Origin of the sequence: Pedobacter sp. KLB.chiD (assembly GCF_047040275.1) — a bacterium.
Classification (GTDB): domain Bacteria; phylum Bacteroidota; class Bacteroidia; order Sphingobacteriales; family Sphingobacteriaceae; genus Pedobacter.
Genome location: NZ_CP178207.1, coordinates 5,286,910 through 5,303,944, shown reverse-complemented (window position 1 = coordinate 5,303,944; position 17,035 = coordinate 5,286,910). Strand labels below are relative to the sequence as shown.

At 38.9% G+C, this 17,035-nt stretch carries 18 protein-coding genes; 4 read left to right on the top strand and 14 right to left on the bottom strand.

Features of this window, described 5'->3' with window-relative positions:
- Positions 1 to 540: 540 nt before the first annotated feature.
- A complete protein-coding gene (locus tag ACK1I8_RS22010) occupies positions 541 to 2,088 on the bottom strand; it encodes a methylmalonyl-CoA mutase (protein ID WP_412467392.1) in 1,548 nt (515 codons plus the stop codon).
- Positions 2,089 to 2,262: 174 nt separating this feature from the next.
- The gene (locus ACK1I8_RS22005) at positions 2,263 to 2,793 is read right to left on the bottom strand and encodes a hypothetical protein (protein ID WP_412467391.1); all 531 of its coding nucleotides are present in this window, start codon (positions 2,791 to 2,793) and stop codon (positions 2,263 to 2,265) included.
- Between the two features lie 93 nt (positions 2,794 to 2,886).
- Between ACK1I8_RS22005 and ACK1I8_RS22000 the strand changes: the two genes are divergently transcribed.
- From ACK1I8_RS22000 to ACK1I8_RS21990, 3 genes are all read left to right on the top strand, one after another.
- Complete coding sequence (locus tag ACK1I8_RS22000; RefSeq protein WP_293786224.1) at positions 2,887 to 3,240, top strand: HesB/IscA family protein; 354 nt, start codon at positions 2,887 to 2,889, stop codon at positions 3,238 to 3,240.
- Between the two features lie 156 nt (positions 3,241 to 3,396).
- A complete protein-coding gene (locus tag ACK1I8_RS21995) occupies positions 3,397 to 4,626 on the top strand; it encodes an ABC transporter permease (RefSeq protein ID WP_412467390.1) in 1,230 nt (409 codons plus the stop codon).
- Positions 4,627 to 4,674: 48 nt separating this feature from the next.
- Entirely contained in the window at positions 4,675 to 4,851 is a 177-nt protein-coding gene (locus ACK1I8_RS21990; protein WP_412467389.1) for a hypothetical protein, read from the top strand.
- Here the strand turns inward: ACK1I8_RS21990 and ACK1I8_RS21985 are convergent.
- The 5 genes from ACK1I8_RS21985 to ACK1I8_RS21965 are packed head-to-tail and all read right to left on the bottom strand — an operon-like array spanning position 4,848 to position 9,489.
- Positions 4,848 to 5,588, bottom strand: coding sequence for a tyrosine-protein phosphatase (locus ACK1I8_RS21985; protein WP_412467388.1), 741 nt, complete (start codon positions 5,586 to 5,588; stop codon positions 4,848 to 4,850). The two genes, ACK1I8_RS21990 and ACK1I8_RS21985, sit on opposite strands and share 4 nt — an antisense overlap.
- A gap of 17 nt (positions 5,589 to 5,605) precedes the next feature.
- Positions 5,606 to 6,163 (bottom strand): hypothetical protein, encoded by a 558-nt coding sequence (locus ACK1I8_RS21980; RefSeq protein ID WP_412467387.1) that lies wholly within the window; start codon positions 6,161 to 6,163, stop codon positions 5,606 to 5,608.
- Positions 6,164 to 7,186, bottom strand: coding sequence for a UDP-glucose 4-epimerase GalE (gene galE, locus ACK1I8_RS21975; protein WP_412467386.1), 1,023 nt, complete (start codon positions 7,184 to 7,186; stop codon positions 6,164 to 6,166).
- Between the two features lies 1 nt (position 7,187).
- A complete protein-coding gene (locus ACK1I8_RS21970; RefSeq protein ID WP_412467385.1) occupies positions 7,188 to 8,177 on the bottom strand; it encodes a UDP-glucuronic acid decarboxylase family protein in 990 nt (329 codons plus the stop codon).
- A gap of 1 nt (position 8,178) precedes the next feature.
- On the bottom strand, positions 8,179 to 9,489 hold the full coding sequence (locus tag ACK1I8_RS21965; RefSeq protein WP_412467384.1) for a UDP-glucose dehydrogenase family protein: 1,311 nt from the start codon (positions 9,487 to 9,489) through the stop codon (positions 8,179 to 8,181).
- A 131-nt stretch (positions 9,490 to 9,620) separates the two neighbouring features.
- Between ACK1I8_RS21965 and ACK1I8_RS21960 the strand changes: the two genes are divergently transcribed.
- Positions 9,621 to 10,853 carry a 3-deoxy-D-manno-octulosonic acid transferase gene (locus ACK1I8_RS21960; protein WP_412467383.1) on the top strand — a complete coding sequence of 411 codons (1,233 nt, stop codon included), beginning with the start codon at positions 9,621 to 9,623 and terminating at the stop codon, positions 10,851 to 10,853.
- Here ACK1I8_RS21960 and ACK1I8_RS21955 read toward each other — a convergent pair.
- From ACK1I8_RS21955 to ACK1I8_RS21925, 7 genes are all read right to left on the bottom strand, one after another.
- Positions 10,831 to 11,337: a gluconokinase gene (locus ACK1I8_RS21955; protein WP_412467382.1), complete on the bottom strand. Its 507-nt coding sequence runs from the start codon at positions 11,335 to 11,337 to the stop codon at positions 10,831 to 10,833. The genes ACK1I8_RS21960 and ACK1I8_RS21955 overlap by 23 nt on opposite strands.
- 7 nt (positions 11,338 to 11,344) lie before the next feature.
- Entirely contained in the window at positions 11,345 to 12,355 is a 1,011-nt protein-coding gene (gene hemH, locus ACK1I8_RS21950) for a ferrochelatase (protein WP_412467381.1), read from the bottom strand.
- 428 nt (positions 12,356 to 12,783) lie between these two features.
- The gene (locus ACK1I8_RS21945) at positions 12,784 to 13,458 is read right to left on the bottom strand and encodes a fatty acid desaturase (protein ID WP_412467380.1); all 675 of its coding nucleotides are present in this window, start codon (positions 13,456 to 13,458) and stop codon (positions 12,784 to 12,786) included.
- A 175-nt stretch (positions 13,459 to 13,633) separates the two neighbouring features.
- Positions 13,634 to 14,482, bottom strand: coding sequence for a 4-hydroxy-3-methylbut-2-enyl diphosphate reductase (locus ACK1I8_RS21940; RefSeq protein ID WP_412467379.1), 849 nt, complete (start codon positions 14,480 to 14,482; stop codon positions 13,634 to 13,636).
- A gap of 12 nt (positions 14,483 to 14,494) precedes the next feature.
- Positions 14,495 to 15,169: a carotenoid biosynthesis protein gene (locus ACK1I8_RS21935; RefSeq protein WP_412467378.1), complete on the bottom strand. Its 675-nt coding sequence runs from the start codon at positions 15,167 to 15,169 to the stop codon at positions 14,495 to 14,497.
- Positions 15,139 to 16,236, bottom strand: coding sequence for a glycosyltransferase family 2 protein (locus tag ACK1I8_RS21930; RefSeq protein ID WP_412467377.1), 1,098 nt, complete (start codon positions 16,234 to 16,236; stop codon positions 15,139 to 15,141). The genes ACK1I8_RS21935 and ACK1I8_RS21930 overlap by 31 nt, the downstream gene beginning before the upstream one ends.
- Positions 16,233 to 16,856: a 1-acyl-sn-glycerol-3-phosphate acyltransferase gene (locus ACK1I8_RS21925; protein WP_412467376.1), complete on the bottom strand. Its 624-nt coding sequence runs from the start codon at positions 16,854 to 16,856 to the stop codon at positions 16,233 to 16,235. The genes ACK1I8_RS21930 and ACK1I8_RS21925 overlap by 4 nt, the downstream gene beginning before the upstream one ends.
- Between the last annotated feature and the right edge of the window lie 179 nt (positions 16,857 to 17,035).

Below are 17,035 nucleotides of genomic sequence, written 5' to 3'. Positions count from 1 at the left end.
TGCGATTTCTATAATTTATTGGTTTACAGTGCCTATTCGAATTAAAGGGATGGTCCGTTTAGGGACTACGAATATTGAGAAAATTATCAACATTTTAAACAAAAATTTCAAATAAATCGTAACCTACTGATAAGGAATATCCTAGCCTACTTAACCTCAATTTTTTATGTTGATAACTATTTATTAACACCGGTTATCCACATTAAACACGATCTATGATCTATATCTGTTCATCACTTCGAATTGCTGCTGGAAAAGCAAAATCTGAGCCATTTTAGATTCGGCTTAGCCGTTTTGGCCCTCTTAAATGTTAAATAAACTGGAAATCAAAGCCATAACTTTTATAAATTGATATTACTTAAAAAAAACCACTTGAAATATTTCATTGAAACTGATTACTGTATAAATTTTCTGACAGTTTAGGGTAAGATTTTAAAATAAGCAGCAAGATTTGAGATGGTTTCTTGGCTACACATAAAAGCCGAACGCCCATTAGGTTTAACCTGTAATAAAATTAAGGAGCAAGCAATGTACGGTTAATTAATAAATACCAAAGGCATCCCTGAATACGTTTGCAATTTCGCCAAGTGTAGCATACTTTTCAACGGCATTTATAATCAAAGGCATCAGGTTGGTATGGCCTTCGGCTGCTTCACGTAATTGCTGTAGCGCCTGCCCAACCGCAACCTGGTCGCGGGTTGATTTTAAATGACCCAGCTTTTCTGCTTGCAGCTTACGGATCGAATCGTCTATATTAAATACCTCGGTTAGCGCCTCCTCTTCTTGTGTGAATTTATTTACCCCTACCGAAATTCTTTCGCCGTTTTCGATTTCTTTTTGATATTGATAAGCAGCGCTGGCAATTTCATTTTGCATGTATTCGCTTTCAATGGCATTAACTGATCCCCCCATAGCGTCTATCCGATCGATATAAGCCCAGGCTGCAGCCTCTACTTCATCGGTTAGGCTTTCTACAAAGAACGATCCCGCCAATGGATCTACCGTATCGGTAACTCCGCTTTCAAAGGCAATGATCTGTTGGGTGCGTAGCGCGATTTTAGCTGCCGATTCTGTTGGAAGCGAAAGTGCTTCGTCGTAGCCGTTGGTATGTAAAGACTGCGTTCCGCCTAAAATTGCAGCCATAGCCTGGTTACTTACCCTGATCACATTGTTTAAGGGTTGTTGCGCGGTTAAGGTTGAACCTCCGGTTTGGGTGTGAAACCTCAACATTTGAGCCTTTTCATCTGTAGCCCCTAAATCCCTGGTGATTTTCGCCCACATGCGCCTTGCAGCCCTAAACTTGGCTATTTCCTCAAAGAAATTATTGTGGCAATTGAAGAAGAATGACAAACGTTTTGCAAAGACATTAATATCCAAACCTTTATCTAGGGCAGCTTTTAGATAAGTTTTGCCGTTAGCCAATGTAAAAGCAAGTTCCTGTACTGCGGTAGATCCAGCCTCACGAATATGGTAACCAGAAATGGAAATGGTATTCCATTTCGGTAATTCTTTACTGCAAAACTCAAAAATATCCGTAATTAAACGCATTGATGGCTTGGGTGGATAGATATATGTACCTCTTGCAGCATACTCTTTTAAAATATCATTCTGTATCGTACCCGAAATCTGCTTTAAATCAGCACCTTGTTTTTTGGCCAGCGCAATATACATGGCCAATAAAATCGAAGCCGTTGCATTGATCGTCATCGAGGTTGTAATGTCTTTCAACTCGATACCGTCAAATAAAATTTCGATATCCTTTAACGAATCGATTGCTACGCCAACTTTACCTACCTCTCCATCAGCCATTTCATGATCAGAGTCGTAACCAATTTGTGTCGGAAGATCAAAGGCAACAGATAAACCAGTTGTGCCCTGAGCCAATAAATAATGATAACGTCTGTTTGATTCTTCAGCTGTCGAAAAACCGGCATACTGCCGCATCGTCCACAAGCGGCCACGGTACATATCCTTCTGAATTCCCCTGGTAAAAGGAAATTCTCCGGGACGTTCTTCCATTGGCTTAGCCTCGGTATACAATGCTTTGATTTCGATACCAGATGTGGTGGTGTGCTTTTTTTCACTCATTTAGTTAGTTTATTAATTCAGTGGTTCATTAGCCATTAGTCCTTTATTGGTTCATCGTCAATAGTTTGATAGTCCATAGTTTAATTGGTTAATTGTTGAAACTGGTTAACCGGTTAAACTAAGCAAAATGGCTAGCAATTTATTCAAGCAATCAAAACGATTAAACAGTTAACCCTAAAAAAGCCTGTGAATGTCTTTCTTAATTAACTCAATTGTTAAGTCATACGGGTTTTCCTCTATACTGGCCATATGCTGCAAAATTGCTTTACTGAGTTCAATCCCATTTGCATCGGCTGGTAAACCTTGTACCGCATTGTTTACCATGGCAATGGTATCTTCTTTTAATTTTTGCACTACGCCCCATGTTATACTATCTATATACAGCTGTTGGGTAATGTTATGCTGATATTCTGAACGGACCTCATTTAAAATACCAGCTTGTAAAGTAGTGATGGCAATCCCCTGCTGGTGCAGGCGAACCAACAAATTTGCCGGGTTAATGCGGTCAACAAATATAATTAAACGTTCATGCGCCTGTAAGCGAAGGGGTAAAATATGCGCCCGGCTTTCTTTATTCAGCTCAATGGTTTTTAAGTTAAAGAAACGTTGGATATCGCTCCTTAAAATATAATAAACGGCCATTAAAGCCATAAAAACGCCTGCAAACAAAATTATTATATCAATCAAAATCTGTTGTGTATTCATAAGTATTGTTTAAGTACAGTAATATTAACTGAACGTTAAAAGCAAAAATGTACATTATTATTTATATTTGTAACAGATAAAATTTAAATAACAATGAGCACAACAGTTGATACAGCATTTGCACCAGTTAGTTTTTCTGAAGGGGCAGCAAAAGAGTTATATAAATTAAAAGATCAGCAGGAAATTGGCGATGATTACGGATTGCGCGTTGGCGTAGAAGGTGGTGGCTGTGCCGGCATGAATTACGTTTTAGGTTTTGATCAGAAAAAAGATGGCGATCAGGAATTTTTGATCGATGGTATTAAAGTTTTCATGAACAAAGCACACCAGATGTACCTAATGGGCATGATGATCGATTGGCAGGATGGCCTAAACTCACGTGGCTTTACCTTCATCAACCCCAATGCAACCAGTACGTGCGGCTGCGGCACGAGTTTCTCGGCGTAAATAAAATATATTGTAACATATCGTGCAGTCCCCTTGTCTAAACATCGGGACTTTTTTTATTTTTACACATAAAGGTTTAAGGCAAAAGGTATAGGGTAAAAAGTTGATCCCATATTTATACTTGATACTCAATACTTGACTTGGCACTTACAATAAATGAATTACAGAGAAAACATCAGACTGGCATTAGAATCCATTAAAGCGAACCGCTTGCGTACTATGCTTACCGCCTTAATTATTGCCATTGGTTTAATGGCTTTGGTGGGGATTTTAACCACGCTGGATGCTGTAAAGAAAAGCATGACAGATGCTTTCAGTAGCATGGGGGCCAACTCCTTTACCATCAGGAACCGCGGTACGGGGATCAGAATTGGAAACGGGAAAAGGCCTAAACCTTTTAAAGCCATCCGTTACGAGGATGCCGTTAAGTTTAAAGATAGCCTGAATACCCCCGCTACTGTTGCAGTAAGTGTTTTTGCCAGTGGTGGTTCTACTATAAAATACGGCAGTTTAAAAACCAACCCCAATATTAACGTTCAGGGAATTGATGAAAATGGTTTAGCCGCTCAGGGTTTAAACCTCTCGCAGGGAAGAAATTTTAGCATTTCTGAAATACAGCTGGGGAGTAATGTTTGTATCGTTGGTGGCGAAGTAGTGGAAAAACTGTTCAAAGATTCAGATCCTTTAGATAAGCTGATCAATGTAGGCAACAACCGGTTTAAAATTGTTGGTATTTTGGAGAAAAAAGGATCGAGTATGGGCTTTAGTGGAGACAGGGCCGTTTATGTACCGCTGTTAAAAGCAAAGCAGATTAATGCCAATGCCAATCCATCATATACCATTACCGTAATGGTACCTACCAACGATATGCAGGAAAACATTATCGGCGAATCTACTGCACTATTCAGAAATATCCGCAAAGTGAAGGTTAACGAATCCAATAATTTCGAGATTACTAAAAGCGATGCCATCGCGCAAACACTGTTTGAGAACCTGGCCTTTGTGGCCATTGGCGGTGTAGCAATCGGTATTATCACTTTAATTGGAGCCTCCATAGGTTTAATGAATATCATGCTGGTGTCTGTTACCGAACGTACTCGCGAAATTGGTATCCGTAAAGCTATTGGTGCCAATCCAAAAGTGATCCGTCGCCAGTTTTTAATTGAGGCTGTAGTGATTTGTTTAATGGGTGGTATATTCGGTATTTTCCTTGGAATTGTTTTGGGGAACCTGATTTCACTGGCTATGGGCGGTTCATTCTTAATTCCATGGTTGTTTATTTTCGGCGGTTTTGTACTTTGTGTATTTGTAGGTATCCTGTCTGGCTATTATCCTGCAAAAAAAGCTTCCAGATTGGATCCTGTAGAAGCATTAAGGTATGAATAATCTGGCCAATAGTCCACTGGTCAATGGCTTATTTGTTCAAATCTAAAAATGCAATGGTTCGTTGTTGATGAGTTGTTAGTTCATGACTTATCATTCAGAATAAAAATCCCGAGGCCATTCATACTGGCTGGATTTATCCTGTTCCAGATCCTGAAACAGGCTCAGGATCACGAAACGGCATTAGCAAGATGCAAAGCAGATACAGTAATGCCAAATGAACCTTAAAGCAAAGTGTTATTCAACTGATGTTGTGTAAGCAGCTGTTGCATTGAGGGAGTGCCGAGGCTGTTTTCGAGTGCTATTGCATGTTTTAAATGATGCATATCGCTACCCAAAAAATCGACCAGATTTTTATCGACCATTCTTTCTGCGGCTTTTTTCGCTCCTGTTCCGTAATAACCCGTTAGTGCAATTGAATTTAACTGAAATAGACAGCCTGTTTCTCTGACCTGATTATAGTTTTCGAAATTATGATGATAATAAGAATATCTTTCGGGATGAGCCAAAACGGGTTGGTAACCGGCATCTTGCATCATTTTTATAAAATCAATAAGGTTTTGAGGCGGATTGATGTAAGAGAGTTCGAATAAAAGGTAGTTTTCTCCAAAGGTTAGCACCTCTTTCTGCCTCACTTTCCTTTCCAATGTTTCATCCAGGTAATATTCAGCAGCAGCCTCCACAACTAAATCAATACCATGTTCTTCCAAACCTTTTCTCAACAGATCCAATCCACGGTTAATGGTAGCTGGTGTATTACGGAAATAATCGGCCATGATATGCGGCGTGGCAATCAATTTCTGATAACCTAATGCTTTAAACTTTTTAGCGAGCAGCAATGCATCTTTAAGATCTTTTGCACCATCGTCAATCCCAGGGATAATATGGGAATGCATATCGGTCTTAATACCTGAAAAATTAAATTCGGGTACTATTTTTTTTTTCTTTTTAAATAATCCGAACATAATGATAGGTCATGGCTTTAACTGATCTCTGTTGGCAAATTTCCGGCTTCTGCTGCAGCAGCCAATTTCGAGGAATATATTTTATCGAGCAGCTGATTCACGTTTCCACTTAAATCAAACTGCAGATCTTCGTGAAGTTTTTTAAATTTATTGATGGTTACCGCGACCGTTTTAATATAATAAACACTGAAAAGTATCATAAAATCGCGGTAACCAAAGATTGATTTTTTATAATCTAAGGGGATGATATTAAGAATAAACAGCTTTAGTTCCACTTCTCCAACAGGATCTTTGGTTACTTTGTAAAAATGATTCACAGAAGTGATCATCTTCCGTACTTTTACCAAAGCTTCTTTGGCATTTAGCTTTTTCAGATCTGAAATCTGCTCAGCTACATCAGCTTTAATCCTTTCTTTCCGATCTTCCAGATCGGTTTCATCCTCTAACAATTTATAATGAAGGTGTTCGGTAAGCACTTTATCTTTTGCTACCAAACGCAATAACAGCTTGTCTTTTTCTTTAACAGGCAGTTCGGTAATGGCAGTTTTTAAGTCTTTGTGCTCTGATAACTTCATTTAAAAAGGGTTAGCCTTAATATATTTTTCCCACTCCCAAGCCGAGCGCATCATTTCATTAATATCGAGGCTGGCTTTCCAGCCCAGTTCATTATTTGATTTCTGCACATCGCCGTATACCTTTACAACATCTCCGGCCCTTCTAGGTCCTATTTTATAGTCCAGTTTCTCACCATTTACCTTTTCAAAAGCAGCGATAATCTCTAAAACCGACGATCCTTTGCCGGTACCGATATTGAAAACATCATAATTGCCGTTCGGGTTTCCGTCTTCTAATTTTTTGATGGCTGCAACGTGCGCTTTTGCAAGATCAACCACGTGGATATAATCGCGGATAGCTGAACCATCCGGCGTATCGTAATCATTTCCATAAACGGTAATCGGACCACGTTTACCAATAGCCGATTGGGTAATGAAAGGAACCAGGTTTGCAGGTACACCATTTGGCAGTTCGCCGATCAAAGCGGTTTCATGCGCACCAACCGGATTAAAATAACGTAAAGCGATTACATTTAAATCAGGAGTTACCGCAGCAGTTTCTGCCAAAATTTCTTCGGCAATTTGTTTGGTATTTCCGTAAGGAGATTCTGCTTTCTGCACCGGTGCGGCTTCGGTTACGGGCAAAGTTTCAGGCTGACCGTAAACCGTACATGATGAAGAAAACACAAAATTGATTTTCCTGTTAAATGAGGTGAGTAGGTTAATCAATCCGTAAAAGTTGTTTTTATAATATTTTAACGGTTGCTCTACCGATTCACCTACCGCTTTAGAGGCTGCAAAATGAATAATTCCATCAATATCGGTATGGTTGTCTGCAAATTCCTGCACCGCTTTTTCATCCCGGAGATCAATTTCATGAAAATCGAACCATTTGCCGGTAATAGCATGCAGCTGGGTTAAAATTTTGATATTCGAGTTAGAAAGGTTATCGATAATGACAACTTCATACCCTGCGTTGTGTAATTCTACTGCGGTGTGCGAACCGATGTATCCTGTTCCGCCAGTTACTAATATTTTTGCCATGTTAACGGTTAAATGTGGTAAAGTCTTTATGATCAATTTTTGCCAAAGCCTCCGGAGGCAATGACTTAAAGTATTCGTATGTAATTTTTAATCCCTCGGCCCGGCCTATTTTTGGCTCCCATCCTAAAAGCTCTTTTGCTTTGGTGATATCTGGCCTGCGCTGTTTCGGGTCATCCTGTGGAAGTTCCTTGTACACAATTTTTTGGGTGGTGCCGGTAAGTTTGATAATTTCTTCGCAGAACTGTTTGATGGTAATTTCATCGGGATTACCAATATTTACCGGTTGGGCATAGTTGCTCATCAATAGGCGGTAAATCCCTTCAATCAGATCATCTACATAACAGAAAGAGCGCGTTTGGCTTCCATCACCAAAAACAGTTAAATCTTCACCTCTTAATGCCTGCCCGATAAAAGCAGGTAAAACCCTGCCATCGTTTAGGCGCATTCTAGGCCCATAGGTGTTAAAAATCCTAACAATCCGGGTTTCTACACCGTGAAAAGTATGGTAAGCCATGGTAATGGCTTCCTGAAAGCGCTTGGCCTCATCGTAAACGCCACGTGGCCCTACCGGGTTTACATTGCCCCAATATTCTTCAGGCTGCGGATTTACATTCGGATCGCCATATACTTCTGAAGTTGATGCAATCAGCATCCTTGCATTTTTATTACGCGCCAAACCCAAAAGGTTATGGGTACCCAACGAACCTACTTTAAGGGTCTGAATCGGTATTTTAAGATAATCGATCGGACTGGCTGGTGAAGCGAAATGCAAGATATAATCGAGTTTACCTGGAATATGAACAAACTTAGAAACATCGTGGTTATAAAACTCAAAATTTTCCAGTTTGAACAGGTGTTCGATATTGGCCATATCCCCTGTAATCAGGTTGTCCATTCCAATAACATGGTAGCCTTCTTCTACAAAACGGTCGCAAAGGTGCGAACCTAAAAATCCGGCGGCACCTGTAATCAATATCTTTTTCTGCCCCATTTTAATCTATCAATTTTCTACCAATGCTGTTATAATAATAGCCAAGATCGATCATTTTTTGCAGATCGTATAAATTCCGGCCATCAAAAACAATTTTATTTTTAAGAATGCCATCTATTTTATCAAAATCAGGATTACGGAAAACCGACCATTCTGTTGCAATCAACAGTGCATCAGCGCCTTCCAGGGCTTCGTATTGGTTTTTGGCGTAGCTTACCTTATCGCCAATAGCATTTTTAACATTGGCCATTGCCTCCGGATCAAATACAGAAACAGTAGCACCATTCTTAACCAGTTCATCGATTATGTATAAGGCCGGTGCCTCCCTGATATCATCGGTTTCCGGCTTGAAGGCCAGGCCCCAAAGGGCAAAATGTTTGCCTTTTATATCACCTTTATAGTATTTTAATACCTTGTCAACAAGAACTGTCTTTTGCCTTTCGTTAACTTCCATTACCGATTTCAGGATTTGAAAATCGTAGGCATAATCATCAGATGATTTTACCAAAGCCTGAACATCTTTAGGAAAACATGAGCCACCGTAACCAACCCCCGGAAAAAGGAACCGTTTACCAATACGATCGTCAGAACCTATTCCTCTTCTTACTGCATCTACATCAGCGCCTACCCGTTCGCACAGGTTGGCTATTTCGTTCATGAAAGTGATCTTAGTAGCAAGGAAAGAATTTGCCGCATACTTGGTCAGTTCAGAAGAACGTTCATCCATAAAAAGAACAGGATTACCCTGACGTACGTAAGGTCCATATAATTCGGCCATCAGTTTTTTGGCTTTTTCACTTTTGGTGCCTAAAACCACACGGTCGGGTTTCATAAAGTCATCAACCGCTACGCCTTCCCTTAAAAACTCGGGGTTCGAAACTACATCTACCTCAATTGAAGTATTTTCGGCAAAAACAGCTTTTACCTTATCGGCAGTGCCAACCGGAACCGTTGACTTATTTACGATTACCTTATATTCGGTGATCAGTTTGGAAATATCTTTCGCAGCGCCCAAAATATAAGAAAGATCGGCCGCACCATCACCGCCCGGAGGCGTTGGCAATGCCATAAAAATAATCTGCGCCTCTTTTACCGCATCAGCAAGATTGGTCGTAAAGGTTAATCTTTCCTGTTCGATATTTCTATGGAACAAAAGATCTAAACCTGGTTCGTAGATCGGCACTTCGCCAGCCTGCATCTGTTTTACTTTTGCTTCATTAATATCAACACATATTACATCATTTCCTGTTTCTGCTAAACAGGTTCCGGTAACTAAACCTACATATCCGGTACCAATAACGGCTATCTTCATCTGTTAATTTATTTTTATCAGCTATCCACTACCTACAAGTTTATTTATTCAATCGAATGTGAGTTAAAATTGTGGGTTTCCCTATATTTTTAAGCTTTTTAAATATATTCGTTTTATCTTGGCACGAAGATATGAAATTACTTTACATCATCGGAATCCAGGCCTACACTTTGCTCATCAGGATATTCTCATTATTTAATCCTAAGGCTAAATTGTTTATCAAGGGGCGCAAAAATATCTTCACCTCAATTGCCCAGAAAGTTGATCCTGCGGAAAAACATATATGGTTTCATTTTGCGTCCTTAGGCGAATTTGAACAAGGCCGGCCGGTTTTAGAAAAATTAAAAGCCCTTTATCCTTCAAAGAAAATTGTAGTTACTTTTTTCTCCCCTTCGGGATATGAAATCAGAAAAAATTATGCCTTTGCAGACGTATTTTATCTCCCGATGGATACCGCAGCTAATGCCAAACGTTTTATAACGGGTATTAACCCTGAAATGGCAATTTTTACCAAGTATGAATTTTGGCATTTCTATTTTAAGGAATTAAAAAACCGGGGCATTCCCTTATATGTAATTTCTGGAATTTTTAGAGAAAATCAGGCATTTTTTAAATGGTATGGCGGCTTTTACCGCAATATTTTAAAGTCTGTTACTTACTTTTTTGTGCAAAACAAAGAAAGCGAAGATCTTTTAAAATCAATCGGATTACATCATGTAAGCATAAGTGGCGATACCCGTTTCGACCGTGTTTATGAAAATGCGCAATCGCCTAAACAACTTAGTATTGTTGAAAGCTTTATTGGTAGCGCCCCAACGATAGTTTGCGGAAGTACCTGGCCCGAAGATGAAAAAATATTGTCGGCTTTGCCTCAGCAATACCCTAATTGGAAATTTATCATCGCACCACACGAGATCCACGAAAGCCATATTGAAAGCATTGAAAAACAGTTTTCAGTAGGCAGTATCCGGTTTTCAGTTTTCGGTGCCGAACCCAAAGCGCTAAATGCACAATACCAAACGCTAATCATCGATAACATTGGCATGCTTTCCGCTTTATATCAATATGGGAAACTGGCTTATATCGGTGGTGGTTTTGGAACAGGTATCCACAATACTTTAGAAGCTGCGGCATTTGGATTACCGGTAATTTTCGGACCTAAATACGATAAATTTCAGGAAGCAAAGGATCTTATTGCCATTGGTGCAGCCAAAAGTATATCATCAACCGGAGAACTGATTGATACTTTTAATGCTTTTGCAAACCATCAACAGGCAGCCGATGCAGCCAGAAAATACGTGGACAATAAAAAAGGGGCAACCGATCAGATTATTTCGGTAATTATGAAATCAAATCGGCCTTAGCGATCTCTTCAACAATTTCGGGGATACTTTGATCGATTGAAACTGTAAATACATCCGGTTCATCATCTTGTGGTTCCTCTAAAGTTTCAAACTGACTTTGCAATAAACTGGAAGGCATATATTGATGCGAACGCTTCGTAATCCGATCGTGAATCAGATCGAAACTCCCTTTTAAATACACAAAACGCATTGATGTATTATCCACTCTCAACAAATCGCGGTAAGATTTTTTTAGCGCGGAGCAGGCAATGATACAGTTGGTTCCATGAGCAGCATGTTCGCGGCCAACTTTAGCAATCAGCTGCAGCCAATCCAATCGGTCGGCATCCGTTAATGGGATTCCGGCTGCCATTTTATCTACATTCCTTTGTGAATGCAGGTTGTCGCCATCAATAAATTCTGCATTTAATTTTGGGGCCAAGGCTTTTCCGATTACCGTTTTACCACTTCCCGAAACGCCCATTAAAATAATAAAACTTCCCATCGTTAAACTATTTAACCATTCCGGCCAAAGCCTCAATGAATACCGGACTATCATTTAAACTTTCTACCAGCTGAACATGTTCGCCCCCCAAAGCCTTAAATTCTTCGTGGTATTCTACAGTGATTTCGTAAAGCGTTTCCAAACAATCGGCCACAAAAGCAGGACTGAAAACCAACAGACGTTTTTTGCCTTCGGCAGCCAATTTCTTTAACACATCGGTTGTATAAGGCTGTACCCATGGTTCCTTACCTAAGCGCGACTGGAAACAAACGGTATATTGGTCGTTTGACAGGTTTAATTCTTTAGCGATTAACCTGGCGGTATCATGTCCCTGCGCAGAATAGCAGAATTTATTGGTATCATTTAATGTCTGGCAACAATCTGCACTTTTTAAACAATAACTTCCCGTATGATCGCATTTTAAAAGTTGACGTTCAGGTAAGCCATGAAAGCTGAACAATACGTGATCATAACTTTCTACATGGTGTTTCCTGGCATTTTCGGCAAAAACTTTAATCATTAATTCATTATCGTGGAATGAATTAATGAATGAGATGGGTGGAACTGTAGGCCACTTGCTCACCAATTCCATTACCAGTTGCATTACCGAACCGGTACTGGCAGAAGCATACTGCGGAAACAGGGGTATTACCTGTATACTTTCTACCAAACCTGCTTTTAGATTTGCCAGTGCCGATGCAATAGACGGACTTTGGTAACGCATAGCCAATTCAACATGATAATCATCGCCTAATCTCTCCTGAAGCATTATAGCCTGTAACCTACTGTAAAACAATAGTGGAGAGCCATTTTCACCCCATATCTCTTTATAAAGCTTAGCTGTTTTAGGACTTCGGAAGGGAACAATAATACCTTTAACCAATAATGTTCTGTTCAGCTTAGGAATATCGATTACCCGTTCATCCATCAAAAATTGATCTAAGTATTTTCTTACATCGGCCGTTGCCGGACTATCAGGTGTTCCTAAATTTACCAGTAAAATTCCCTTTTTGCTCATTTATAAAGAAATATGTTTTGTGGCACAAATATCGCCTTTTTATTGCTTTTTCACTAAGCCAAAAATTTGATTGCCGACATTTTTAGGTCAAAAAAATTGTGTTTGCTACTTATTTACTGGAAAAGCAAAGGCAGTAAGTATATTTATGTGTAGTCCTGCCTTCCCTACAATCTTTTTGTGGCCGGTCATGCGATTTAAACTTCCATACCTCAAAAAGGATTTTCGTCCAGTCAGGTTTAAGAACTAAGTTTTGTGCAAGTTTTTGACGTTTTTAAACCCCATTTAAATGTGCTATTTTTTAGAGGCGACTATTGATATGCTGTCAAATTTTGTAATCTGATAGTTGGAGCTAAAACATTCTTTAGGAAATCAGAAGATGGTTTATTTAGTGTGAGATGGTAACAGCTGACCTATCACCAATGATATTGCTATCCTTTCGTTTTATACAGCTGCCACCAAGGCATACCTGGTTTTTGGTGGTGTTCTAAATGATAACCAAAAAAATAACAGGTAATGAAGGCTACAAAATGATTTTTCTGTAAGGTTGAAGAATGGTATTCATTATGGTGTTCACCTTTATGGGGTAAATATGTTCCAAAATAAAACAATTGAAAAGTGCTTAACAAAGATGGCAGCACCCAAAATAATAACAGATTTTTTTCAGCAATCCAGATTTTCAAAACATTATAAGCTGCTGCCATAATGATCAATTGGATAATGCTAACATAATTTAACATGAAACGGAAATACCATTTCCAAAAACCGTGTGGCGCAAAATCAGGATCTTTTTCGGTATGTACATGACGGTGGTGCTGGTGATGTTTCGCGTACAAACGATGATAAAAAAAACCTGCGTAAAGAAAAACGGATAAATAGCCAATACAATTATTTGCTTTTTGATTCGGTGATATTGTTCCATGCATGGCATCGTGGGCAGTAATAAACAAACCGGTGTACAAATGCATCTGAACAAAAATCATGAGATAAACCAAAGGATTGGTCCAGGTAAAATCCCATGTTAACAGAAAATAAAGAGAAACAAACCAACAGGTAATTACGGTTAACGCAACCAGAATTCCGGAATATGGGTTTATCTTTTTCAAATGGTTTCTATTTTATTTCGTCATGCTGATCCGATAGCTATCGGATTTATTTTACAAGCAGATATGATATTTTCAATTGCCTTGTAGCTACTTCGTGGTCAGCATCTTCCTCCCTTATAAACATCCTGAAACAAATCCGATGGCTACGGATCAGGGTGATGCCTTACCGGGAGAATTAATATTTTTCTAACGCCACCTTTACCTTTTCCATCAGCCACATGGGTGTAGAAGTGGCTCCGCAAATACCTACTTTATCGTTTTCAGCAAACCAGCCTTGCTCCAACTCCTCAACATTTGAAATGAAGTAAGAATTATCGTTATGTTTTTTACAAACATCGTAAAGCACTTTTCCGTTCGAAGATTTCTTTCCGGAAACGAAAACAATTTTATCATAATGGCCAACAAAATCTTCCAATTCTTCGTAGCGGTTAGATACTTGCCTGCAAATGGTATCGTTAGCCTTAACTTCGTAACCACGGCTCAGTAATTCATCTTTAATATGATAGAATTTATCGGTGCTTTTGGTGGTTTGGCTATATAAGGTAAATTTAGCAGGAAGCTCAACGTGATCTAACTCGGCCAAATCCTGAAAAACAATCGCCTTACCATCTGTTTGCCCTTGCAGACCAATTACTTCTGCATGGCCATGCTTACCAAAAATAAGTACCTGCTCATCGTCATCATGCGAATTTTTGATCCTGTTCTGCAATTTCAACACAACAGGGCAGGAAGCGTCTATTAAAGTCAGGTTATTTTCTAAAGCCAGTTGATAGGTTGAGGGTGCCTCACCATGCGCCCTGATTAAAACTTTTTCGTCCCTTAAGTCTTTTAAAACTTCGTGATCGATGATTTTTAATCCGCGGTTGGTTAACCGCTCCACTTCCTCATCATTATGTACAATATCACCAAGGCAATATAAATAACCTTCATTATCCAGAATATCCTCGGCCATTTCTATGGCGTATACCACCCCAAAGCAAAAGCCTGATGATTTATCGATGTTAACCTGTAAGTTGTAGCCCATTATAATACAAAATTAAGCAAAAATATTTGTTCCGGTTGTCATGTATAAGACAACAAAAAAGATTAACTGCGAGGCAAACATGGTCACGCCAATGTATTTCTGCTGCTTTAAGCCTAAGGCGTAATAAAACTTCAGTAAGATTACCGAAACAATAAACCAGGCCACAAAATTTTGAACTGGAATTTCGTGCCAATCCCACTGCCAGTAATTAAATTTCATGGCTACAGGCTCTAAAAAGAAATCGAAAATGACCAATAAAATCGCACCAAGAACCGAAGCCAAAATACTATGTCTGATTTTCATGCTTTTCATCATTTGACCTATGCTGAAAATAAGGATTACCCAATTTACGCCCATTAATAACGGAACCGCAGCAACTTTGTAACCCAGGGTATCTCCGTAATAATAGCTGCCAAATATCTTTCCGGTATGTACGCCTAGAACCTCGACTAAAAAACCACAGAGAAAAACCCCTGAAACGAACAACAACAATCGTTTTACGTCGGCATTGTACGAAAAAACAATTATGGCGAACATCAGTAATAAATGAAAGGGTACAAGCTTGATAAAATAAGGTTGTGCAGCTGGGATCAAGAAGCCAAACAAGCCAACTATATGGAAAACGACAATTACCGCAACTGCAATCCTTTTAACCTTTAAATCGTTTTGATTGTTCTGCCCTTCCATGTGCCCGTTTTAAAAATGTGTTTTTTTATAGAAATGATTGAAATAATTAAGAAGAACAACATCTGTATAGGATGTAAAACCAGATTTATCAAAACATGCTGCCCGGATAAATAAGAAATCATCATTCTGCTTAATACGATTAAAGTTAATGGTAATACAAGTAAAGCAACATTAAAGTTTAAGATTAAAATCAATGGCCCTATGGTTACCAAAAGCTGGTAAAGTAATAATATTATGATGTTATTACCAAAACCTGCCAATAAATTTTTACTAAAGCCATTTAAGCTTTCGTTTAAATTCCTATACATCCTGCAATAAATCAATCCGTTGGCCAGAAGCGCTTCTGCATTAAATTTTTCTTGTTTTACCAATTTCATAATCTCCACATCTTCTACCACCTGGTGTTTAACCCGCTTATGCCAATGGTTTTCTTTGTAATTATTGGCATTAAAAAACATACATTGTCCGCTGGCTGCCGCAAAAGCCGGATTTTTAGAAAGCTTCACCAGTCGCAAAGGCAATAAATTCAGCAAGATAAAATGCATCAGGGGTACGGTTAACCATTCGCCTATCGATTTCATTGTTTGATTGGTAAAAACGCTGAGCAAGGCCAGCTTTCCAATTTCCATCCGGCTGATGAGGCTATTGATCAATCCTAGTTTAATGGTCTCATCAGCATCAATGAATAACAAGTATTTACCGGTAGCCAATTCGCTTAGCTGCTGGCAGGCATAGTTTTTACCCAGCCAGGCTGGAGGTAACTCTTTACCGCTTACCACCCTGAACTGCGGATGATCAAGGCAAAACTTTTCGACTACTTCAAAAGTGTGATCACTGCTATTGTCATCCAAAACAATAACTTCATAGTCGGTATAGTCCTGATTTTTTATCGAAACAAGCAATTCTAAAATATGCTCAGCCTCATTTCTTGCAGGGATCAGGATCGAAACCAGATCATGATGGTGCTTAACTGCTCTGGGTAACTTTGGGTTAGAAAGGAAATTAAAAACAGTAACCGAAAACCGGATCACCAGGAAAATTAAAACGGCGTAAATAAAAACTGTCATTCAATTAATTGAGTTTGTTTAACAACCGATTGATCGTAATGTTTATTGTAAGCGCTTTTCAGCAATTGCAAACTCACATACTCTTCATTTTCCCAATGTTGTAGATAAGTATAAGCTGTAGGCTTTCTTTTGGCAAAATAATCGATAAAGGTAGCGGCAAAAACAATATTGATTTTTTTCTGACTGGCATTGATCATCTGCATTACCCCTTTTTCGAAACTGATGCCTTTTAAATGGTTGGAATATAATTTCCCCTGTGGAAACACCAGGACTAAATTTGCAGGATTATCTAACAGTTTGCCCGCATAGTTAAGGGTTTCTAAAACATCTTTACCTTTGTTTTCAGCAGCAAAGGCACCGAGGTATTTCAGGAAACCTATTTTGGTATAGTTCTCGGCATTCACCAAAACATGAAACTGTTTCTTGAATATTTTTTTATTGATGTAAAACAGAAAAAAACCGTCCCACCAGCTGAAATGATTGGCCAAAATCAGAACAGACGAATCAGATTTGGTTTCCATTGCATCAAAATTGAATGCAGCAAAATCCTTTTTGATGATCAATTGAATATACCAGGAGAAAAATTTAAAAATCAGATTATTTTTTCTGGGCTGATACATTTTGGAAAATTGCAAAAAATTGAGCTGAATTGCAAATTTGGGCTACGTAGACTGTAAAATGATAGTCGCTGTTTTTTAACGAAGATCAGCGAGCCCCACATTTGTCATGTGGTCTACATGATAAAAAACTCTTGATCCAGCGATTAAATCGCGGTTTTCAATCATCCTCGTTACAAACG